General features: G+C 30.5%; 25 protein-coding genes. 22 read left to right on the forward strand and 3 right to left on the reverse strand.

Features of this window, described 5'->3' with window-relative positions; translation table 11 throughout:
* The first annotated feature begins 107 nt into the window (after positions 1 to 107).
* Positions 108 to 1,223 carry a S1C family serine protease gene (locus U472_RS07675; RefSeq protein ID WP_068717103.1) on the forward strand — a complete coding sequence of 372 codons (1,116 nt, stop codon included), beginning with the start codon at positions 108 to 110 and terminating at the stop codon, positions 1,221 to 1,223.
* A 98-nt stretch (positions 1,224 to 1,321) separates the two neighbouring features.
* Positions 1,322 to 1,993 carry a glycosyltransferase family 2 protein gene (locus U472_RS07680; protein ID WP_083189810.1) on the forward strand — a complete coding sequence of 224 codons (672 nt, stop codon included), beginning with the start codon at positions 1,322 to 1,324 and terminating at the stop codon, positions 1,991 to 1,993.
* Positions 1,994 to 2,019: 26 nt separating this feature from the next.
* Here the strand turns inward: U472_RS07680 and murB are convergent, their stop codons facing one another.
* Positions 2,020 to 2,937 (reverse strand): UDP-N-acetylmuramate dehydrogenase, encoded by a 918-nt coding sequence (gene murB / locus U472_RS07685; protein ID WP_068717105.1) that lies wholly within the window; start codon positions 2,935 to 2,937, stop codon positions 2,020 to 2,022.
* A gap of 922 nt (positions 2,938 to 3,859) precedes the next feature.
* Between murB and U472_RS07690 the strand changes: the two genes are divergently transcribed.
* The 8 genes from U472_RS07690 to pgsA all read left to right on the forward strand — a co-directional run bounded on the left by U472_RS07690 (position 3,860) and on the right by pgsA (position 10,469).
* Positions 3,860 to 4,750: a cation diffusion facilitator family transporter gene (locus U472_RS07690; RefSeq protein WP_068717107.1), complete on the forward strand. Its 891-nt coding sequence runs from the start codon at positions 3,860 to 3,862 to the stop codon at positions 4,748 to 4,750.
* A gap of 71 nt (positions 4,751 to 4,821) precedes the next feature.
* The gene (locus U472_RS07695; protein ID WP_068717109.1) at positions 4,822 to 6,393 is read left to right on the forward strand and encodes a YncE family protein; all 1,572 of its coding nucleotides are present in this window, start codon (positions 4,822 to 4,824) and stop codon (positions 6,391 to 6,393) included.
* Between the two features lie 585 nt (positions 6,394 to 6,978).
* On the forward strand, positions 6,979 to 7,197 hold the full coding sequence (locus tag U472_RS07700) for a hypothetical protein (RefSeq protein ID WP_068717111.1): 219 nt from the start codon (positions 6,979 to 6,981) through the stop codon (positions 7,195 to 7,197).
* The gene (locus tag U472_RS07705; protein WP_083189811.1) at positions 7,198 to 7,728 is read left to right on the forward strand and encodes a Holliday junction resolvase RecU; all 531 of its coding nucleotides are present in this window, start codon (positions 7,198 to 7,200) and stop codon (positions 7,726 to 7,728) included.
* 159 nt (positions 7,729 to 7,887) lie between these two features.
* Entirely contained in the window at positions 7,888 to 8,250 is a 363-nt protein-coding gene (locus U472_RS07710; protein ID WP_068717113.1) for a response regulator, read from the forward strand.
* Between the two features lie 671 nt (positions 8,251 to 8,921).
* Positions 8,922 to 9,209 (forward strand): acylphosphatase, encoded by a 288-nt coding sequence (locus U472_RS07715; RefSeq protein ID WP_068717115.1) that lies wholly within the window; start codon positions 8,922 to 8,924, stop codon positions 9,207 to 9,209.
* 17 nt (positions 9,210 to 9,226) lie between these two features.
* Positions 9,227 to 9,538, forward strand: a complete 312-nt coding sequence (locus tag U472_RS07720) for a hypothetical protein (RefSeq protein ID WP_068717117.1) — start codon at positions 9,227 to 9,229, stop codon at positions 9,536 to 9,538.
* Positions 9,539 to 9,941: 403 nt separating this feature from the next.
* A complete protein-coding gene (gene pgsA / locus U472_RS07725; RefSeq protein WP_068717119.1) occupies positions 9,942 to 10,469 on the forward strand; it encodes a CDP-diacylglycerol--glycerol-3-phosphate 3-phosphatidyltransferase in 528 nt (175 codons plus the stop codon).
* A 110-nt stretch (positions 10,470 to 10,579) separates the two neighbouring features.
* Here pgsA and U472_RS07730 read toward each other — a convergent pair whose 3' ends face one another.
* The gene (locus U472_RS07730) at positions 10,580 to 11,008 is read right to left on the reverse strand and encodes a cell wall hydrolase (protein WP_068717122.1); all 429 of its coding nucleotides are present in this window, start codon (positions 11,006 to 11,008) and stop codon (positions 10,580 to 10,582) included.
* Positions 11,009 to 11,231: 223 nt separating this feature from the next.
* On the opposite strand from U472_RS07730, the gene U472_RS07735 reads away from it, so the two are divergent.
* From U472_RS07735 to U472_RS16775, 9 genes are all read left to right on the forward strand, one after another.
* Positions 11,232 to 11,615, forward strand: coding sequence for a CoA-binding protein (locus tag U472_RS07735; RefSeq protein ID WP_068717124.1), 384 nt, complete (start codon positions 11,232 to 11,234; stop codon positions 11,613 to 11,615).
* 85 nt (positions 11,616 to 11,700) lie between these two features.
* The gene (locus U472_RS07740) at positions 11,701 to 12,039 is read left to right on the forward strand and encodes a hypothetical protein (RefSeq protein WP_068717126.1); all 339 of its coding nucleotides are present in this window, start codon (positions 11,701 to 11,703) and stop codon (positions 12,037 to 12,039) included.
* 233 nt (positions 12,040 to 12,272) lie between these two features.
* Positions 12,273 to 13,097, forward strand: a complete 825-nt coding sequence (locus U472_RS07745) for a Wzz/FepE/Etk N-terminal domain-containing protein (RefSeq protein ID WP_068717128.1) — start codon at positions 12,273 to 12,275, stop codon at positions 13,095 to 13,097.
* A 68-nt stretch (positions 13,098 to 13,165) separates the two neighbouring features.
* The gene (locus U472_RS07750; RefSeq protein ID WP_068717130.1) at positions 13,166 to 15,559 is read left to right on the forward strand and encodes a RecQ family ATP-dependent DNA helicase; all 2,394 of its coding nucleotides are present in this window, start codon (positions 13,166 to 13,168) and stop codon (positions 15,557 to 15,559) included.
* Between the two features lie 186 nt (positions 15,560 to 15,745).
* Positions 15,746 to 16,018, forward strand: a complete 273-nt coding sequence (locus U472_RS07755) for a YqhV family protein (protein ID WP_068717132.1) — start codon at positions 15,746 to 15,748, stop codon at positions 16,016 to 16,018.
* A 62-nt stretch (positions 16,019 to 16,080) separates the two neighbouring features.
* Positions 16,081 to 16,920, forward strand: coding sequence for a phosphosulfolactate synthase (gene comA, locus U472_RS07760; RefSeq protein WP_068717134.1), 840 nt, complete (start codon positions 16,081 to 16,083; stop codon positions 16,918 to 16,920).
* Between the two features lie 346 nt (positions 16,921 to 17,266).
* Entirely contained in the window at positions 17,267 to 17,974 is a 708-nt protein-coding gene (locus U472_RS07765; RefSeq protein ID WP_068717136.1) for a 2-phosphosulfolactate phosphatase, read from the forward strand.
* A gap of 611 nt (positions 17,975 to 18,585) precedes the next feature.
* Complete coding sequence (locus U472_RS07770) at positions 18,586 to 19,044, forward strand: DUF441 domain-containing protein (protein ID WP_068717138.1); 459 nt, start codon at positions 18,586 to 18,588, stop codon at positions 19,042 to 19,044.
* A 17-nt stretch (positions 19,045 to 19,061) separates the two neighbouring features.
* Positions 19,062 to 19,226 (forward strand): hypothetical protein, encoded by a 165-nt coding sequence (locus U472_RS16775; protein WP_176714126.1) that lies wholly within the window; start codon positions 19,062 to 19,064, stop codon positions 19,224 to 19,226.
* On the opposite strand, the gene U472_RS07775 is transcribed toward U472_RS16775, so the two are convergent.
* A complete protein-coding gene (locus tag U472_RS07775) occupies positions 19,223 to 20,437 on the reverse strand; it encodes an MFS transporter (protein WP_068717140.1) in 1,215 nt (404 codons plus the stop codon). The genes U472_RS16775 and U472_RS07775 overlap by 4 nt on opposite strands.
* A gap of 430 nt (positions 20,438 to 20,867) precedes the next feature.
* Here U472_RS07775 and U472_RS07780 point away from each other — a divergent pair, with 430 nt between their 5' ends.
* From U472_RS07780 to U472_RS07790, 3 genes are all read left to right on the forward strand, one after another.
* Complete coding sequence (locus tag U472_RS07780) at positions 20,868 to 21,398, forward strand: DUF4178 domain-containing protein (protein ID WP_068717142.1); 531 nt, start codon at positions 20,868 to 20,870, stop codon at positions 21,396 to 21,398.
* Between the two features lie 72 nt (positions 21,399 to 21,470).
* On the forward strand, positions 21,471 to 22,163 hold the full coding sequence (locus tag U472_RS07785; RefSeq protein ID WP_068717144.1) for a PspA/IM30 family protein: 693 nt from the start codon (positions 21,471 to 21,473) through the stop codon (positions 22,161 to 22,163).
* Positions 22,164 to 22,410: 247 nt separating this feature from the next.
* Complete coding sequence (locus U472_RS07790) at positions 22,411 to 22,839, forward strand: DUF4247 domain-containing protein (RefSeq protein ID WP_068717145.1); 429 nt, start codon at positions 22,411 to 22,413, stop codon at positions 22,837 to 22,839.
* The last annotated feature ends 124 nt before the right edge of the window (positions 22,840 to 22,963 follow it).

Consider the following 22,963-nt stretch of genomic DNA (forward strand, 5'->3'; position numbering starts at 1 on the left):
ACTCGAAGGGAGGGGTTTTTGGGATTTAACTTTTTTTACCTTATGTCATAATTTCGTAAAATTTTGCATTTATAATATAAAAAAAGGCAAGGAGGTAATGAAATAAGATGAAAAAAATCAAAAAGAGTATAGTGCTTTATACTAGTTTATTGCTAATTGGTATTTTAATAGGAAATATAGTACTTAATAACTCCACAGCAAATGCTTTTTGGAATGATAGTAAGCAGGAAGATAATTCTCAAAAAGCTGTTATAAATAAGATCGTTGTTCCCCAAGAAGAAGCAGTCAAAAGGGCAGTTAAGCAGGTAGGTCCTGCTGTAGTTAGTATTGTAACCAGAGATGTTGAAATCGTACGGGACTTCTTCTATAATCCAGTCCCTCAAGAGAAGGAGGGGCTTGGTTCTGGTGTAATCATTGATAAAGAGGGTTATATTTTAACAAATAATCATGTAATTGATGGTGCTGATAAGATTAAAGTTTTACTCTCTGATGGGCGTAAATTTACAGCAGAGTTGGTAGGTTCAGATCCTAGAAATGACTTGGCTGTAATTAAGATTGAGGGGAAAGATTTACCAGTAGCTCAGTTGGGAGATTCTGATGAATTGGTAGCAGGACAGTTGACTATCGCTATTGGTAGCCCTTATGGAATAGAGTTTAGTAATACAGTTACTACAGGTGTAGTAAGTGCTTTAGGAAGAGAGATTAGGGCAGGAAAGCATGGGATTTTAGAGAACTTAATCCAGACAGATGCTTCAATCAATCCTGGTAATAGTGGAGGTCCTTTATTAGATAGCCAAGGCAAAGTAATAGGAATCAATACTGCAATCATTGGAGATGCCCAAGGTATTGGTTTTGCTATTCCTATCAATCAAGCTAAAGAGATTATTGGTGATTTAATCAAATATGGAAAGGTTAAGAGACCATGGCTTGGTATCTATGGTACTAAATTAACTGAAGAGATTATCAATTATTATAGTTTACCAGTAGAACATGGGGTCTTAGTTGCTAGGGTAATTATGGATAGCCCTGCTGATAAAGCTGGATTATCCCACAATGACATTATTGTGGAAGCAGACCATCAGAAGGTAAGGGATATGAACGATTTAAAAGAAATAATTAATAAGAAGGGGATAGGTGCTAAGCTAAAACTATTGATTATGGATAATGATAAGAACTTAAAACCTATTACTGTTACCCTTGAAGAGTTGAAGATAGGAGAGTAGATATATAGTTGAGATAATTATTTAATTGAAGGGGTTCCTTCTAAGAAGAAGGGGCTTCTTTTATTTTTTAAGGTTAAATACATAAGGAGTGATTTGTTTTGGGTGAAGATATAGCATTGATTATACCAGCTTATAATGAAGTAGAGACAATTGGAGAGGTAATAGAAGTAGCACAAGAGAGTAATTTATTTAACGAAATAGTTGTAGTAAGTGATGGATCAGAGGATGGTACTGTTAAAAGAGCTCTAGATTATGGGGTTAAAACTATTGCACTACCTAAAAATTTGGGAAAAGGAGCAGCTATGACTATTGGGATGAAGAACACACTTGCAGAGGTGATAGTGTTTTTAGATGCAGATCTTGTTAATTTAAGAGAAAAGCATATTAAAAAATTACTTGCACCAATTATAGCAAGAAGGGCTGATATGAGTTGTGGTTTGTTTTCAGGAGGTAGAGAGAATACAGATTTTGCCCAAAGATTGACCCCATATTTAACAGGTCAGAGAGCGTTGAGAAGAGAGATAATCGATTCTTATGAAGAGTTAAGGGATTCTAAATTTGGTGCTGAGCTGTACTTGACTAAATTGGTTATAGAAAAGGAATTAAAAGTAGAAAAGGTCTTGTTAGAGGGGCTAACTCATAGAATGAAAGAGGAAAAGAGAGGATTTATTATAGGGATAATCTCCCGTATAAAGATGTATTGGGAGGTATTTAAATATTTTAAAAAAAATAATTTAAGTTATAATAGTATAAGCTCTACTACAAAATAAATGGGGAGGGCTTAAGCCCTCCCCATTTATTTTGTAAACTCTCCAATAAATCTTGGTTCTACCTCTAATTTGACACCATTTCTTTGATAGATTTCATCTTGGACTATTTTGATTAAACTCTTAACATCTTCTGCACTAGCATTACCTAAATTGACAATAAATCCTGCATGTTTTTTAGATACTTCAGCTTCACCGACTCTAGTTCCTTTAAGTCCAGCTTCATCAATTAATGCACTGGCATAATAATTCTCAGGTCTTTTGAAGATGCTACCAGCACTAGGCATTTCCATAGGTTGTTTAGTCCAGCGCTTATCAGTTAAGTCATCTATTTTTGCTTTAATCTCTTTTTTATCACCATATTCTAGAACAATTTTAGCTTCAACAGCAATTAGTGGTTCATCTTGTAGGATACTATGGCGATAAGATAATTTTAAATCATCCTTAGAAAGGATGATTTCTTTTCCAGTATAACTTAAACATTTTACTTCTTTGATTACATCTTCAATCATCCCACCATAAGCACCAGCATTCATGTAGATAGCTCCACCTAAGCTACCTGGAATGCCACTAGCAAACTCTAATCCTGTTAATTCTGCTTCTAAAGCCGTGTCTGATACCTCTGATAGAAGTATTCCTGTCTCTGAAATTATCTCCTTTCCTTCTACCTTGATTCGGTTTAGTTTTTCAGTATTAATTACGATACCTCTGAATCCTTTATCTCCAACTATGACATTACTACCCTTTCCTAATATGAAGAAAGGAATATCTATATCTCGAATATTGCCAAGCACTTCTTTGAGTTCTTTAATACTATTAGGTATTACTAATATATCGGCAGGTCCACCTATTTTAAAGGTAGTATACTCTTTTAGTGGTTCGTCAAACTTTACATTTGAGCCACAGATTTTTTTAAGATTATTCTTGAGTTCTTCGTTTATAAACATAGGGATAAAACCCTCCTTTAAGAGTTAATTAAAATATAGTTATATAAATTTAGAATGAATCAAAATTATAAAATAACATATCTATTTTATCATATTTCTTTTCTGTAACCAAATATTCCAAAAAGGATGGGAGAATTTTTGATAGAGGTTCAAATATAATATCTATTTACAATTATAAAAAATATCTTATGTATGTATATTAAAAGAGTCTTATTACTTGTTGCTTCTTACTTGTCAACTTCTTTGGGCTTATATATATTATTTCAGTAGGATAATTGGAGTATTCTATTGTTATTACTTTTGATTCAAAATTTGATCTGTTGATAGTAGTAAATTATGTTAACTTGTTATGCGAATTGAATTTAAGTATATAGTAACTGTTAACGGATATATTGCGTCGCTTTTACTTCTAGAAAGCAACCAAACTTACAGGTTTATAGAACCTTCTATGGTAAAACCAGATCAATTAGGAAGAAACATCTTTACAAGTTTTAAATAACAAAAACTCTCCACGGTAGAGCCCACTGACTACGAAATCAACATTCATTGAAATTAAGATATTTAAGAGTCCTAATTTAAAGATTATCTTAAACTTAAATATTTACTTCATTCAAATATTAATTTTCTTCCTCAATTCTTTATTTTAAGAGAGTGTAGCATTATCGTTTTTATCAAGACATATTTGAATTTAACTCTAGAATTATAAAACTATAATAAAAACCATTAAAATATTGATAAAAAAATTCAAGTATGATATCTTAAATATTAAACAGTAAGTTTGAGATTAGTCTTCTCTTTTATCTTGGTATAACTTTATTTTTTGGTATAAAATCTCATATAAATGAACAAGATATATTTGGTTTTTGTAAATATAATTGATAATTCTTGTTCAACTGTTAGTTTCATTTAATGGGGTGAAGAGATGGAGTATGATAATAGGTATAATTTAAGTAAAAGGGTCAGTATTGTTGGCTTGATTGTAAATACAGTCTTATCAATTGCCAAGATTATAGTGGGGTTTATATTTAGAAGTAAAGCTTTGGTAGCTGATGGTTTTCATTCAGTATCTGATATTGCTTCTACAGTAGTAGTAATGTTTAGCATGAAAATTTCTGAGCTTCCTCCAGACCAAGACCATCCTTATGGTCATGGCAAAGCTGAGTCAATTGGAACAAAAATATTGGGGATTGTTTTAATTTTAACAGGTTTTGGCTTAGCTAAAGGGGGACTAGAAACTATCTTTTCAGGGGAGATTGATATACCAGGCAAGATGGTTTTATGGGTAGCTGTATTATCAATAATATCTAAGGAACTCTTATATAAGTATACTATAAAGGTAGGAAAGAAGATTGGTAGTAAAGCAATTATGGCTGATGCCCATCACCATAGATCAGATGCCTTTTCTTCTATAGCTGCTCTAATTGGAGCAGGAGGAGCTATTATCGGTTATCCAATTTTAGATCCTTTAGCTGGGTTAGTAGTAGCTATATTTATTATCAAATTGGGTTTTGAAGTACTGCTTGATGCTATAGACGAATTAATGGATGCTGTTCCTAGTTGGGATAAAATGGAAGAGATAAAGTTACAAGTTGAGAAATTAGATAATATTATTGAGGTTGGTGATATTAAATTAAGGTCTTATGGTCCGCGAATTTTTGTGGATTTAGAAGCAGTAGTAGCAGATAATTTAACCGTTGTGGAAGGTCATAAGGTAGCTGTTAAGGTTAGAGATAAGATTAAAGAGTTACACCCTAGTGTTGAAGAGGTACTTGTACATATTGATCCAGAAAGTGTTTATGAAGGTAATCAGTAATTTTTGATTAAAATATATATCAAATTTAATCTAAGATAACTAAGGTTTATTGATAGGAGTAGGTAAAATTAATGGAATTGCTAAGTAAAAATAAACTTATAATTTTATTGGTTATAATTATACTAATCTTAACAGGATGCAATGATTCTCTAGTTATAGATGACTTTGTAATTGAATCTGAATTTTATAATAAAGCTGGATATTTCATAGGAAATACCAAAGTAGAGTTTACTATCAAATTGGTTCAAGAGGTATTAATTGAAGGTTTTAATCAGGGTCTGGATTATAAATGGTCTAGTAATGGAGGGGAGATATTATCCCAAAAGCAAAATAAAATTATTTATCTGACTCCACAGATACCAGGTGATTACTACATTAGTGTAATCATAACTGATAGAAAAGATCAAGAGATTAATTATAAATTTCCTTTCGCTGTTAGAGGGAGCTATCCTGAAAAAGTTACCTTAAAAGAGGTAGAGAACAGATCTATAGAATCAGGTAATTTAATTAGGTGGTCAAGCTATATGAAGGATGATTTTTATGTCTATAAGATTCTTCGAAGTAATAATCTCTATATAGATAATAACTTAGAGGTTATAGCTGAGATAGGTGATCCTAAATTAACTTCTTATATTGATTATGAAATTGAAGGTAACCAATATTATACTTATCAAATTATGGTGATTAATAAATTGGGTTATTTCTCTTTAAGTAATGAAAAGATGATTGAAACTTGGTCAAAAGGTATTAAAGAGATTGCAATAGAGGATAATTTAATAGATATTGTAAAAGACCCTAAAAGAACTAGATGTTATATTAGTAATAAAGGTCAAAAGCAATTATTAGTCCTAGATAGTAAAAGAGAAAAGATAATTAAAAGGATTCAGTTAGATATTATACCTAAAAAATTGATATTAAGTAAAGATAATAACTTTATCTTTACTTTTTCTCCAGATAGTAAACAATTAATACAAATTGATTTAATTACTTGGAAAATTCATAAGTATAATTTTGATGAAAAGATAATAGATGTAGCTATAGGTAATAAATATGCTTATTTAAATGTTAAGGGAGAGTATAATCTTTTAAAATTAGATATTAAAGAGAAGAAGATTGATGATAGGTTTAAGTTAAGTAATAAAGGTAGGCTTCTTTCTGTAGAGAGAGTAATCTTTATAAGAGATAAGTATTTATTAATAGATGAGGTTTTTGGAGATGTCTTAATCTATTCTTTAGATGACTTATCTCAGCCTATTAGTAATTTGGGAATTTTATCTATAAAAAAATTAATCTTGTCTAGTTTAGAAGAAAAGGATTTGCTTTATATAATCACTGAATATCCTGATTATGTTAAGGTTGTTGGTATAGATAAAGATTTTAATCTAAACTTTATAGAAAATCTTACTACTGATTCATATCCTAGAGATTTTGCATTTGACAATCAGAATAATTTATTATTTGTAGTTGGTGATGATAAGAGTATTTATACTTTTTCTATTAAAGATAATACTCTTGTAGATAGGGTATCATTAAAGAATTATATTTATCAGATAGACTTAGATATTGATAATAAGAAGATTTACTTACTTACATCATCAAGCAAATTGACAAAAAATAACATAGTTATCATTAATTATGAATAATATAAGATTAGGATAATTTAATCTGGATATTTATAATATTGTAGAAATTATGAACTAGATGTTAGCTATAAATTATTTTAGAATCTTCAAGCTAAATATAGACAAACAACTTTAAAAAATTTAACAAGAGAGCTTAAAACAATTTTCATACCTCACTCTAACTTCTCTGGGTTTATCAACCTGTCGCACCCTACAGGGGGTATACACCCATTCCCTTGCGTATAAAATCGGCAAGTGCTCTCTCCTATCTTAGGGAATGCTTTTTATTACGAAGTGCTTGATAGATTCGAAGAGAGAAGACTAAAATATTCTTTTCTTCTAATCTTCTGATATGAGAAGAGGGGTTAGGGGTGAGGTTGTGTTTATAGATTTCACTCTAAAGTTGGATGACTATATAGTCTCGTGAACTTAGACTGAAATTTTCCAGTATTAATATTTCTATAAAAGTTTTATAATTATATTAAGTTATAGACAAAAGTTATATGTTCTAGATACTATATTGGATAAAATTCATTTTAGATTCACAAATCTATATAGGCATGATTTGTAGTAGTATTTATAAAAGTAAGGTCAAGAGGTGAGGTAATGAATGAAGAACTAATTAAACTATTGCTTGGAGTAGCTGCTATAGTTATCACTGTACTTATCATGTATATTCGGAGTGGTAGTAGAAAGTCTTTGTACAATTTTATACTTTCAGGCTTGATAAATTTTTGGGATAAAGTAGTTAAACTATTATTTATAGTAGCAATTATTTGGTTCAGTATTAGATTAGCAGCTTATTTTTTAAGGAGGATATTATAGGTGTATTATGGTAGTCGTGGACAACTATTAGAAGATATGATTGAAGAATCTAATAAACAATATGCTTTACAACAGATGGGAGTTATTCAGAAGATACCTACTCCAGTTAAGGTTTTAAATATTGACTCAAGGACTGGAAAGATTAATAATGGTTTTTATGAAAAGAAGTCTACAGTAGATTATATTGGTGTATTTAGAGGAGTTCCTCTTGCTTTTGATGCTAAAGAGACCAATGTTGATACTAGGTTAGATTTAAATAATGTTAAGGAGCATCAATACTACTTTTTAAAGAATTGGGTTGAGAATGGTGGTGTAGGATTTTTAATTGTCCATTTTACAAATTTAAATGAGAGCTATTATCTGCCCTTTGAGTTATTGGATGAATGTTGGACTAAGATGTTAGCTGGTGGTCGTAAGAGTATTCCTTATAAGAAGATTTTTCAAGACGGTTATAGAATAGGTAGTAGAGGATTAATCTTTTTAGATTATCTAAGTATTGTAGAAGAGTATCTAACTACCAAAGATGGTTAGAATAGAAGGATTAGTGATTAAATCTATTTATAATCTTGATTTTTTCAATTAGGTGTAATAAAATATATATGGTTATCCAAAAATAATTAAATAAAATAAATTGTATAATTTAGAATATAATAACTATATTATGTGTAGAGGATTTTAGGAGGGATAAAGATGGGAAAGAAAATATTAATTACTGATGATGCGAATTTCATGAGAACGATGCTTGCCAAAATAGTTGAAGAGAATGGTTATGAAGTAGTAGGAACTGCAGAGAACGGTGAGGTGGCGATTCAAAAATATAAAGAATTAAAACCTGATTTGGTAACTATGGACATCACTATGCCTGGTATGGATGGTATCGAAGCTACTAAAGGTATCATGGCAGTAGATCCAAATGCAAAGATTGTTGTATGTAGTGCTATGGGGCAAAAACCTATGGTATTAGAAGCTATTGAAGCTGGAGCAAAGGACTTTATAGTAAAGCCTATTAAACCAGAAAAAGTTAAAGAGACTTTAGCTAAATTAATAGGCTAATTAAAATTATTTTCTTTAATTTATCAAAAATATGAATTTCTAAAGAATACTTTATATTAAAATAAATTTAAATTTATTTAGTTGAACCATTTGGATAATAATTAATAAATATTTTAGTATAAGAATGATTAATTTAATAAGTAATTAAAAAGTTATTTTATAAAATATTTTTAAATATATTCTTATTAAATAAAAACCAGTTAATCTTAAGATTAACTGGTTTTTATTTAGTTATATAATTGAAACTGTATATCTAAATAACTTAATATATTTGTTAAATTTTAATTTAAATGTATAGATTAACCGAAATAACTTAATCTTAATAATAAAGTTTATTAAATAGACATTTTAACTATTATTAGCTAATCTCATGGTCATCTATTTTCTGTTTCTATTTTAATATATTTAGTATAAATATTAGGATAAGTGGATAATGTATATTTAAATTACAACTCACACAAGTCTTTATTGAGATTAGCTTCTTTACTAAAATTATTCTTTTGAATTGTTTAATTTAGACAAGAGATAAAATTTTTTTGATGATAAAAAGGGATATATAGTTATTTATCGAAAGTGATAAATAGGGAGAAATATTTTCTAGTTTTATATAATATTTAGTTATGGTTTTGTCAAAATAATTAATTTTTAAATAGTAGGGGGAATTTTAATTTATGCCTAATAGTGATTTAAAAGCAATAAAAGTAATTGTTAAAGGAAGGATTCAGGGGGTAGGTTATAGAGCTAATACCCATAAAAAAGCTACTCAGTTAGGTATTACTGGTTATATACGTAGTGTGCAGGGTAGAGAGATAGAACTTGTGGCAGAAGGAACAGAAGAGGCTTTGGAAGAACTAATAGAATTTTTAGAAGAAGGACCTTCTGGTGCTGAAATTGAAGAATGTAAAGTTAAATGGATAGCAGCAAGTAATGAGTTTATTAGATTCTCTATTAAGTATTAGAGGTAGAGGTGATAATTGTGGGATTTTTTTCAAAAATAAAGGAGCTTTTTTTATTTGATGATACTAAGAGTGGTAAAGACTTAATTGATATACATGTAAAGTGTAATAAATGTGGAGAGAGAATTGACTCTTATTTTAGAAAAAATTATGATTTACAGAGTAGTTATGGAGAAGAAAAATGGGCTTATTTGATTGATAAAAATTTAGTGTGTCCAGGTTGCTATCAAAATATCACTATGAGAATAGAGTTTGATAATCTACTTAATAAGATTAATAGTGAATTGGCTGGTGGAGAATTTATTGTTGGGGAGGATAGTTCTCTAAATTAATATTGTTAATCTTTAGATTCTAATTATTTTTCAAGCCCTTATATCAGGGAGTTCATAATTGGCTATTGCTGATAGTCAATAGTTGATGAAACTCTCTGATATAATAAATTTTTTGTACATAATTTAGTTAAATTTTGATTTTTATTATTTATTTTTGTAGTAAAATTTGGTATGGTGAATTAATGAATGGGAATGTTTAATATATTATCTTTAAATTGATTTTATTTAGTGTTTATTTAAAAGTTTATATTTATCGATAGAATTTGATATATTTTATATAAATTTAATAATTATACATAGTTTAATAAACCTAATATATAATGGTTTATATTTTAGAAGAAATTGTAAAGTTATCGGAAGTATATTTTAACTTTGTTGGAAAATGATTTTGGGAGGATACAATATGAATGTGGCTAATCTTCTAACTTTGAGTCGAATTATACTATTGCCTTTTTTCATCATCATCTTTTTTAGTAATTATGAAAATAACTTTATGATTGCTGGAATGATATTTGCTATATCTGGATTAACGGACTTACTTGATGGGTATGTGGCTAGAAAATATAATCAAGTTTCTCACTTAGGGAGATTATTAGACCCTTTGGCAGATAAATTAACTATGATTTCGGTATTTATTATATTAGCAATTAATAACTCTATTCATAGAGGGATTATTGGGGTCATTTTAGTTAGAGAATTTATTATATTAATTGGCTCTTGTGTTGTTTATTTTAATAGTGATGATATTATCAGTCCAAGCAAGTTTGGTAAATCAGCTACTTTCTTATTGTATGTAACTGCAGCTGCTTATATTTTAAATTTTTCTATCTTCAAGTATACTATATTTATAGCCCTTCCTTTGACGATTATATCTGGGGTTAGTTACTGTCTTGAGGCTTATAAATTTTTATTCAAGAGCAAAAATATCTAATGATTCAAATTAATTTAGAAACTTTAATTTAAATATTTTTGAATCAAAGGAAACATTTATTATAATTGACTTATATTTTCCTTTGATTCAATTTGTTGTTATTTTTCAGTTTATTGGGCAAAGACATGATTACCTATTTGATTAACTACTGGTCTATTATAAATCCATGAAGAAGTAGTTTTGAGAGGATTATAATAGAATAGAGCTCCATTAGTAGGATCAACTCCATCTATAGCTGAGATGGCAGCTTTAGATGCTTCAGAGTCAGGTTCTAATTGGAATTGACCATCGCTAATAGCGGTAAAAGCTAAGGGTTGATAAATAACCTCTGAAATGGTATCTGGAAACTCTTTGCTTTTGACTCTATTAAGAACTACAGCTCCTACAGCAATCTTTCCAGTAAAAGGTTCTCCTCTAGCTTCAGCATGAATTATTTTAGCCAATAGATAAAATTCATCTGGGCTAATAGAGTTTTTTAAAGGTTTTTGAGCTAAAACTGGACTGATAAATAGAGCTAAAATCAGGGGGATGATAGACACTGTTCTTCATTTCATTGTTTATCACCTCTTATCAATCTTTAGCTATATTTTATTATTAATTATTATAATATTTCTGAAGATAAAGTATACTAAGAATAAATTAAAGTACTAATTAAAATTAGTTATTATTACAAATTTGAACTATCATTAAAGCTGTGCCTCTTAGTTTGATTTTTAGAAATATTAGCTTTATATAGTAACTTGCTTGAAGGGAGAGACTGATATGGATTATGTTCAACCTGCTTTAGAAAAACAGGCTTATGCAGTGGTAGGTGCATCAAATAACAAAAATAAGTACGGTTATAAGGTGTTTAATTTTTTAAAGAATCATAATATTAAAGTTTATCCTATTAACCCTAATAATGAGCAGATAGAAGGGACAAGCTGTTATGATGATTTATCAAAAGTTCCGGAAAAGATTGATGTAGTTGTTACAGTTGTGCCCCCTTCAATTACCAAAAAGATAGTAAAGGAGTCTAGTTATTTAAAGATAGAATATATTTGGATGCAACCAGGATCAGAGTTTGAAGATGCAGAGAGATACTGTGAACACTTGGGGATAAAGTCTATTATCAATAGATGTATCATGGTAGAGATGAACAAATAAGTTTTTGAAAATTTTAAATATATTACATCTATTAGTGCTGACTTTCGATTAGTTAGTTTAAGAATAGTTAAAGGGAGGGATTTAAATGGAGACAAAGAATTGGTATCCATTTAGTGAAATCAATGTTTTGCGGGATAGGATCAATTTATTTGGTGATGAAAGTATGATTGAATACAGTAAAATGGCAGATCCTACAGTTGATATTTATGAAGAGGAAGAGTCTTTAATAATTAGAATTAGTTTGGGATATATTGATTTAGAAAGTATTGAGATATCAATAAGTGAAGAAAGCATAGTGATTCATTCAGCAGATAGAGACTGTATAATTAAGAGTATTTCTTTACCTACTAAGGTTGATGATAATAAGGCTAATATTGAATTAAAAGAAGGAGTAATTAAAATAATTGTTCCTGTAACTAATTAATTAAATAAAGATCTAAATTAATTTAGTCAAGTATATCATATGCTTGACTATTTTTCTTAAATTTATTATAATAAAATGTCTGTGTTTTTAATCTCCAAAAAGTATTATTGGGATGGTAAATGATCTTTAGATGAGCTGTAAATTTAGAAAATCCATCTATAAAACGATTAAATTAAAGGCCAATAAGTTAAAGTCATCCCATTTTTCAATATAATAATTTAGGAGGAAATCGAATGGAAAATAGGAATCATGTAGTAGAATACGAGGAAATTGATTTAAGAGAATACCTTAGTATAATGATTAAGAGAAAAAATTTAATTATTGGGATACTTATTTTTGGGATATTATCTGGTATGATACTAAATTTATTATTAAAACCTGTCTATCAATCTGAGGCAGTTATTAAGCTTAGTAATTCTAGTGCTCAATATTCTAATATAAATTATGCTAAACAAAAGATTAAGAGTTTAGATTATATGAAAGAGATAAATAATAAATTTGAATTAGGCTATGATTTAAATAAACTTAATAAATTTAAAGAGGAAAATTTAGAGATTAATGAAATAGAAGATACTCTATTAGCTATTTCATTTAAGAGTAATGATCCTAAGAGATCAGAATTAATACTTAGTGGGCTATTAACTCTATTTAAAGAGGATAGTTCTAGAAAGTTTAAAGTAGCACAGCAAGAAAGACTGGACTATTTAGCAGCTATTAATGCTGAAATTTCTGAAATAAATCAAGAATTACAGGAAAATAATGAAGAAATTAGAGAAGTAGAAGATATGGGATTATCTGTTGGTGATAAAGTTATCATTGGTAGTAATATAAATGACAGGTTAAGAAATATTAGGGAGATAAATGTATCTTTAATTAATAGAAAGCAAGACATTATTCGACAATTAAATAACATGGAAGAGTTAGAGGTTATTAATTTCCCTATCGTTCCTGAAACTCCGATTAAACCAAATAAGCTATTAAATCTAGCTATCAGTACTATGTTAGGTCTATTTATAGGGATATTTATAGCATTCTTCTTAGAATTTTTAGAGGAATAACTTGTTATAAATTAAGTTTAAATATATTAACTTATTTAATTATTAATCTTTAATAAAGGGGAGTAATCATGGTATTACCTAAGATTCTTTACCAGAACTTAAAGAGATATTTTGGATATAATGATTTCAGACCTAGGCAGAAAGAGGTATTGAGGTATTTATTTGCTGGTAATGATCTAGTAGCTATCTTACCAACAGGAAGTGGTAAATCTCTTTGCTATCAATTGCCTGCTACTTGCTTATCTGGTCTGGTTGTAGTAGTATCTCCTTTAATCTCTTTAATGAAGGATCAGGTAGATAGTTTGAGATCTAGAGGTATTAGAGCAACTTATATTAACAGTTCCCTAAATTGGTCTGAGCAACAGAGGAGATTAAAAGGGATTATACAAGGAGATTATAATATTATTTATATTGCTCCAGAACGTTTCGAATCTAATGTTTTTTTAGATAGGTTAACTCAGGTAAAGGTTGCTTTATTTGCTATTGATGAAGCCCATTGTATCTCTGAATGGGGTCATGATTTTAGACCAAGTTATCTGAAACTAGCGCAAGTAAGAAAGAAGTTAGGTAATCCTAGATTGATTGCATTAACAGCTACTGCTACTCCTGAGGTTAGAAAAGATATTATTAAGGGCTTAGGTTTAAGAGACTTTAAATTATTGATAAAGGGCTTTGAGAGAAGAAATCTCTACTTAGAAGTAAAGCAGGTAGAGAATGAGCTTGTTAAAAAAGAAGAACTATTGCGCATATTGACTTATAATCCATTGCCTGCAATTGTCTACGTAGGAACTAGAAATAGAGTAGAAGAGATAATAGCCTTTCTGGAAGATAAATTTTCAGTAATAGGATATCATGGAGGAATGAAATCTCATGAGAGAAGAAGATCTCAAGAACTCTTTATGGCAGGAAGTTATGATATTGTTATAGCTACAAATGCCTTTGGAATGGGAGTTGATAAGTCTGATGTTAGGCTTGTAGTTCATTATGAATTGCCTGGTACTTTAGAGGCCTATTATCAGGAGATCGGTAGAGCAGGCAGGGATGGTTTTGCTAGTAAATGTATACTTCTTTATCAAGAAGAAGACAGTGACTTAAGAGAGTTCTTTATCGATAATGATTATCCACAGAAGGATATAGTAGAAGAGGTTTATTCTTTCTTCTTAGCTCAAAATCAACAAGAGGTAGAGGTTAATTTTAATCAGCTTTACCTTCAGCTAAGAAATCTCCCTAGTAAGCTAGCACTTGATGCTACATTGAGGTTATTAAGAAAAGAAGGTTATTTAAAGCGCATTTCTAGTAAAGACCAAGAGATAACTTATCAGATTTTAGAGCAGGTAGAGCCTAAGCAATTGGAGATAGATTATTTACAGCTACAATATCTTAAAAAGAATAAGTATCAAAAATTATCTGAGTTAAAGGGGTATATAGGTACTAAAGAATGTCGCCATCAATATATACTAAATTATTTTGGTGATGAAGAAGCCTTAAATTACTGTCCAGGTTGTGATAATTGTGATGAAGTTAGGCAGACTAGAGTTATAACTAAGGAGTTAGGTATTTTAGTACAAAAGATTCTAAGTTGTGTGATTAAGCTTGGTGGTAGATTTGGAGTTACTACTATAGCCAAGGTATTGACAGGCTCCAAATCAAAGAAGTTACTAGGGAGGGGCTTGGACAAGGTATCTACTTACGGAATTGTCAATGATTTTAGCTATGAAGATATTATTAGCATAATAGAGGAATTGATTGAGGCTAGATACCTTAAAAGGGATATGGGCAGATATCCTACAGTCCAAATTACTAAGGCAGGTTATAAGATCCTACATCAGCCCTATAACTTAGATTGGAACTTGGTTAGAGAAGAGAAAGAAATAAATAATTTAGCTAATCAGGCTAGATTAGAACTGTTGAATAAATTGAAGGATTTAAGAACTAGATTGTCTAAAGAATTTAATCAGGCTCCTTTTATTATAGCCCATGATAAGACTTTAGAAGAGCTCGTAAGGAGATTACCTAAGAATAGAGAAGAGATGTTAAAGGTCAGAGGTTTTGGAGAGGTTACTTATAGAAGGTATGGTGAATCTTTTTTAAAAGTTATTCAAGAATTTTTACAGGTTGAACCAGAATTAGATAGGATAGAAACTCCTATTTGTTTAGATGGAACCTATGAGGAGACTTTTAACTTATATAAATGTGGACTACCCTTAGAAGATATTTCAAAAGAAAGAGGGTTAGCAGTGGGAACAATAGTAGACCATTTATCAAAGCTAATAGAGTCAGGAGTAGAGATTGATACGAGAAGATTTATCTCTGCTAGTGAGTTAGAAGAGATAAGAGCTGCCATTGCTAAAGTAGGATATCAAACTTTAAAAGAAATTAAAGAGTTAGTTAATGATGAGATTGACTATAATAAGATAAAATTAGTGGTTGCAGGCTATAAGAAGGAGTTTATGCCAAATTGACCATATAAAAAGCCAGTTACTCTATATAGAGTAACTGGCTTTTTATATGGTCAATTTGAGATGTTTTTGTAATATCTAAAGTTAATCTAGATAGACTTCGTTAACAATTACCATTATTTAAGCTCATATTTCTCTTTTGTGTCGAGTATATATATACTAATCAAATATGAAATATGGGTGATTGCTATGTTTCTTATAAAAGATAGGATTGTCCTAAGTATGTCGATGATTAGATTTATTTCAGGAATGATTGAGTTTACAGCAGCACTGTTGATGTTTAAATTTAATTCAAGGGAGACTGCATTTCAAATTAATTCATTTTTGGCATTAGTGGGTCCTACAGTAATGATTTTAGTCACTAGTTTAGGGCTAATAGGTTTAGCAGGTAAATTTTCTTTATTGCAGATGGGAGTTATCATTGTAGGAGTAACATTAATATTTATAGGTATGAAATTATAGATATTCTAGCTTAGGATAGTTAATCATTTAACTATCAAAATAATCTGTAAAGGTGTGATAGAATGAATAGAGATTTTAATAATGGGTGGAATCTAGATATGGAATTTCCCCTAGTTGGAAGGGAAGAGAAGCCAAGAAGAAATGGTTTGACTATGGTATTAGATAAGGGCTTAGGGCTATATGAGACCGAAGATTTATTAGAGATTTCCTCAAAATATATAGACTTTTTAAAATTAAGTTTTGGTACATCAGGGTTATATCCTAAGGATTTATTAAAGAGAAAGATAGAATTAGTTAAAGATTATGGGGTAGATATATATCCTGGAGGTACTTTCTTAGAAGTAGCAATTGTCCAAAACAAGTGGGAAGAGTATTTATATAGGGCTAAAGAATTAGGATTTAATGCTATTGAGGTATCTGATGGAACTATTGATTTAACTTCTAATTTAAGGAGTATTATTATTAGAAAGGCTAAAGAGCTCGAATTTAAAGTTTTTGCTGAGATTGGTAAGAAGGACAAAGATGAAGATTTTAAGGTCAGTCAGATGATTAAGCAGTTAAAAAGGGATGTAGCTGATGGGGCTTATAAGGTAATCGTTGAAGCTAGAGAATCAGGTAAGGGTGTATCAATCTATAATGAAAGTGGAGAAGCCGATGAGTTTAAATTACAGAGATTATTATTAGACAGTCCTCATCCTACCGATATTATTTGGGAAGCACCTTTGAAGAAACAGCAGGTATATTTTATTAATATGTTAGGGAATAATGTTAACCTAGGAAATATTGATACCCGTGATATTTTAGCCTTAGAATCTCTTCGTACAGGTTTACGAGGAGATACCTTTAGGAAGACTTTAAATTTAGATACATCTGATGAAACTGTTATAGAGATTGATGTCTGATAACTTTACTAGATTAAATTCTTATGATAGTATAAAAATTGATATAATATAGAGATAATGGGACACTTTTATAGTTAAAAATCAAGTTCAAAACCTCACACCTCACCTCTTAATCCCCCTACGAGTAATACAGTTCAATTACTCTTCGTACACAACCAGTCTCTCCTTAACTAATGGGAGGGGAAGCTCTTTCTCTTTTACTTTTCTCCCTTCTCCTAAGAGTAGGAGAAGGGTTGGGGATGAGGTGTGAAAAGTGTCGCAATATATCCATTAAGCAACAATATATTCATTGGAGTTTATTTAATATAATCTGTTATATTATAGAATAAAAATGGAGGGTTAATCTATGGAAGTAGATGTGATATTTTCTGCAGATAGGATTGAAGAAGACAATGTGAGGAATAAAACAGCGGTAGTTATTGATACTTTACGGGCAACAAGTACTATTGTAACATCTTTAGCTAATGGAGCTAAGGATATTATTCCTGTAGTTAGTATTGAAGAAGCCAAGAGGTTAAAGAGGGGCTTGGCAAAAAAAGCCCTAGTTGCTGGTGAACGGGGAGGGATTAAGATTGAAGAGTTTGATTTGGGCAACTCTCCAAGGGCTTATAGCCAAGAGGTAGTGCTGAATAAAAATATTATCTTAACTACTACCAATGGAACTAAATGCTTTGCTAGGTTAGAGAGTGCTCAAGAAGTAGTAGTTCTTTCTCTGTTAAACTTAGAAGCTATTAATAACTATCTCCAGGATAAAGAGAAGGTTGTATTCTGTTGTGCAGGAACCCATGGAGAATTTGCTTTAGATGATTTTATTACTGCGGGTAAGGCTATAACTAAGCTGTCTGCTAGTAAAGAGGTTAAATTAAGTGATAGAGCTTTGGTAGCTTATCAGATTTATTTGCAGAATAAGGATAATCTATTGAACCTGATTAAAGGCTCTAAAAGTGGGCAGAATTTAATCTCTTTGGGTAAAGAGGAGGATATTGATTATATAGTAGAAGGTCGAGAGTTTGGGGTAGTACCTAGTTATTGTGAAGGAAAGATAAGAATTTAATAGGTCACTAAAAAGATGGCTTAAGCCATCTTTTTATAATTAATGATAATAATCTATATTCTTATAGATTTATGACTCTAGAATGTAACATAAATATGTTTTTATAGAGAGATATTATGATACTTTTATGGTTAAAAATTAATAATTAAAAGGTTTTAAGGCGAAGAAAATTAATGTTTGAGCAGAGCAAGTATTCTAAAAAATAATAGTTTATAAGATAATCTTTGAAATAGGAATCTTAGCTATCTTAATCTCAACTAATATTAATTGCGTAGCGAGTGGGCGTTGCCACGGAGGGTTATCTTTTTAAACCCGAAGAACTACGGCTGAAGAAGTATTCTTGAGGTGCATCAAGGACGCCCCGTAGGAAGTAGTCTTGGGGTGAAACCTAAGATTTTGTTTATTTTTTAAAAGTGAAAAGTGTCGCAATATACCCATAAGATTTCATTTTAAATTCACACATCTATAACTCTAAAGTGAAGGTTATAATACCTCAGTCTTTTATTTGGTCAATTTTGCCTTGATTTAAAATTATATAAAGTTGGATACTATTCTATTTCTTCTCTTGCCTACATAAAATTTTATTAAGTAGGATTAAGGGAGTTGATTTGGTGAATACGAGCTATGCCTTTCTTATCATAATATTCAGTATAGGTCTACTATCGAAGTCAGACCTATTGGTATTAGCAAGTATAGTATTATTTACTTTAAAGCTGATTAGGTTAGATAATCTCTTAGTTGTTTTAGATAATTTTGGTATAAAGATAGGTTTATTATTCTTATTACTATCTGTAATGGTTCCTTTAGTCGATGGGAGTATATCCTTAGTAGAGATAATAAAGAGTTATAAATCTATTACAGCATTCTTTGCTTTAATTAGTGGCTTATTAGCAACTAAAGTGGTGGGAATGGGAATTGTACTGCTAGAGCGAGATCCTGAATTGATAGTTGGGATGTTATTAGGGTCGATAATTGGAATAGTTTTTTTTGATGGTGTTCCAACAGGACCTTTAGTAGCAGCAGGTTTAACTGCTATCTTTTATCAGCTATATTCTTTGCTGATTAATTAATGGAGGAGGAAGGTTAAATGGGTTGGATACTGTTTATTTTATTGCTTATCTTTTTATGGCTATTAAAAAAACATCCTACTAATTCAAACTTTAAGGTTTTTGATAATTATAGTTATTATATAAGTAAGTATTTAGATGTAAATAAGAAAGATAATGATAGGGATAAAGGTCAGGATAATTAATTATCCTGACCTTTTGCTAATAATATATCTTCTTTAAGGAAGATATAAGTTAGAATTGAGACTACTAGTGCTATTCCAGAAGCTGTTAAAAACATGACTGTTTTATTGATTTCATAGAGTAAACTAAATACTGGTGGACCGGCAGCTACACCTAAGAAACGGACACTACCATAAATAGAGGTGATTCCTCCTCTTTGACCACTGCCAGCAGCACTAGTGACTAAGGTATTCAAAGCTGGTAGTACTATTCCATTTCCTACTCCTAATAGAGCAAGTAATACTAAATAAAGTGTTAGACCATCCAAAAAAGGTAAGATAGCTAATGCGATACAATCTATTAATAGTCCCAAGGACATAACCTTCTTAAATCCCTTACCTTTCTTTTTAAGATAAGCCCCTGAGAGATAAGAGCTAGTGGACATAAGAAGGATGGGCAGGGAGATTAATAGACCTTTCCTTAACCCTTTGATATGATATTTAGTCTCAAGCACATCAGAAATATGAGATAATACTCCAAAGAGTAAAAAGAGTACTGTAACTCCAGCTAATAAACTAAAGAATAGAGAAGCCCCTTTTTCGCTGAAAATCTTTTTAATATCATTGATATAATCTTTTAGCTTCTGTTCTTTAGTATTATTTTCTGGTTCTTTAATGATAAAGAAGAAGGCTATAGTGATAGGAACAGCCAATAGAGCATAAGAGAAGAAGATAGCATACCACGAAATTAAGGCTACTGCTGCACCTAATAAAGGGCTCATAACCTTCCCTAAACCATTTGCTGCTTCGATAGTTCCTAAAGCAGAGCTACGCTCGTTAGATTGAAATATATCTCCAACCAATGCTATGACGATAGGGTAAGTACCAGCAGCTCCTATTCCTTGTATGATTCTACCCACTAGAACTAAATAATATCCCTTCTCTTTTAACATAATAGCAGCTACACCTGAAATTACTCCTCCAATTCCATAAGTGATTAAAGAGGGAATTATAATCTTTTTGCGGCCATATCGGTCTGAGAGATATCCTAATAAAGGGATAGCCAGACCAGCTGATGCTGAAAAGAGGGTAATCATAAGTCCAACTTGAAATTGATTGATATTTAATGCAGATTTTATCTTGGGAAATTCTGGGATAAGCATAGAGTTTCCTAATACCATTAAGAAGGGTACTGTAGCAAATACAGCAATCATTATTTTAGAATTTTTTTTCATTTAAATTGATTCCTCCCAATATTATTTTTTTAATGAGGAGATGATTTATAGATACTCTTATTAGTCTGAGCAGTTAGACAAATTTTTATGTCAAGATAGGGTAGATAAAATAATTGGAAATATATCCCGTGGTATCAAAATGTTTTTAAGCTAACATATCTATAGCAGAATAAATTAGGTATATAATATTGAGATATATTAAAAATAAAAAGGATTATTAGACATTAAGTAGAAATATAAGAAATAATTTAGTAAAATTTTAATTTTTAATTTATATTAGATTACCTTTTATCTACATAGTAAATTTAATATAATATATACTAGTAAGCAATGAGTAGAAGAAATAGGAATTATAATACCAATTGTGAAATTGAAAATTTACTATTTAAGTTTGTCTAAAATAAGACAATCTCATTGAAGGAGGCGAGTTATGGGCTTTTTTGATCTTTTTAAATCTAAACCAAAGAAGAAAAATAAGGTTGAAGCTAGAAATCCACTGAATTTGCAGATAGGAGATATTGTAGAATACGATTTAGCAGAATATAAAGTAATAGGGAAGTTAAGTTATGAAGAAGGTGGATATCTATGGTATGATTATCATCTCTTTGATGGACAAGAGCATCTATGGTTAGGTGCTGAAGATGATGATGAGTTAGAGATAGGTCTGTATAAGAAGTTGGATGTAAACCATCAGCTGTATACCCAGCTACAGAATGAAATTCTGAAAAAGTTGACTTATGAAGGCAAAGAATATACTCTAATTGAGGATGGTAAAGCCAATATTAGAGCAGAAGGAAGGGTAGGAGCTAAGACTGGTCAAAGAGTTCAGTATTGGGACTATGAAGCCAGTGATGGAAGTGAAGTCTCTGTAGAGAGGTGGGGTAATGAGCTAGAGATTAGTATAGGACAAGAGATTAAAGAGCATTTATTAGAGTATTATCCAGGAGAGAGAAGTGAATAGTAAGAAGTGGGTAATCAAAATTAATTAATGACTATTAGCTTTAAATTATTAAAATACAGGAGGGATTGAATAATGGGAATCTTTGATCGTATTAAGACTGTAATGAGTGGCAAGGCTAATGAAGCTATTGATAAGTGGGAAGATAAGAATATTGAAGTTGTTGTTAAAGAGGAAATTCGTAAGATGAAAGATGAGTATCGTCAAGCAAAAGTAGCTGTTAATAAATCGATCACTTTAGTAAAAGAGGTAGAAGCTAAAAGGGATGAAGCCAAAGAAGAGATGGAACACTGGAATGACCGAGCTAAACAAGCTTTAGAAGCTAATAAAGAGGATTTAGCACGTAAGGCTTTAGAGAAGAAGCAGGCAGCTGAAAAGAAATATAATAAGTATAAAGAGCAAGCAGAAGCTAGAAGAAGGACTGCTGATTTACATAAGAGAAAGCTTGAAGAGTTGAAGAAGAAGATTGAAGAAGCAGAGGATCAACAGGATGAATTGATTGCTGAAGCTAAGAATGCCAAGGCTACTACAGAAATCAATGAGACTTTAAGTGGTCTAGGAAAATATTCAGCTGCCGATGATTTAGATAGGTTAGCATCTAAGGTTGATAAGATGAAGGCGAGAGCAGAAGCAAGTAATGAATTATATGATGAATTAGAGAAGGATGATTTGGAAGCTGAGTTTGAAAAATTAAATGATAATGATTCAGTAGATGATGAGTTAGCTAAGTTAAAAGCTGAAATGGATAAGGAAGATAGCAATAAATAGATCAAAATTATAGATTTTGATAAAATGAAGCCTCTTAACTGGGGCTTTATTTTATAATGGATTTTAGAAGGAGAAGATAAGTTGATGAAATCAGTATTTATCCGTATAATTGTTTTTTGATTTTTTAAATAACCAACTTTGGTCAGCTAGTCCATAATTAAAAAGAAGTAAAGATAGTAATATTGCCAATCTTATTATCAATTTCGATATTATTTATAAGTACTGATTATTTGAAAGGAGATATAATATGTTTAATGAGTCCTTTACTATTGGAATTATTGTGTTAGTTATTATGGTTGTAATTGGGGTAGCTCTCTTTCCTAGTGCATCAATTGCAAAAAAAATCGATGAGAAATTCAAATTAAAGGGAAGGGAGAATGATGTGCTAATCTACCAATCGCCCTACAATTTGACTAGTACTTCTAGCAAGATTAGTAATTTGAAAAGACCTAGAGACATTAGAACATCTAATAATAATAGGTTTTTATTATACGAGAATCATATTGTTGTGTTAAAGCCCAAAGGATTGAATAATACTGATATTGAAGTAATGGGGCATAGTAGAGCATATAATCGTTATCGGGGACCAATAGTGAATTATTGGGGTGGTACTATCCGCAGTGGTAGTATTGGACGTTCTTCGACAAGAGGTGGAGGCTTTGGATTTGGCAAATAAAAAATTAATGTACAATGTATAGTTTAGAGTATACAGTTAAAACATTAAATTTTTTAGAGATTTAGAACTTTGATTTTAACTGTAAATTGTATATTGTCAACTGTAAACTGATTGGTAGGGGTGT

The sequence above is a fragment of the Orenia metallireducens genome (assembly GCF_001693735.1).
Lineage (GTDB): Bacteria > Bacillota > Halanaerobiia > Halobacteroidales > Halobacteroidaceae > Orenia > Orenia metallireducens.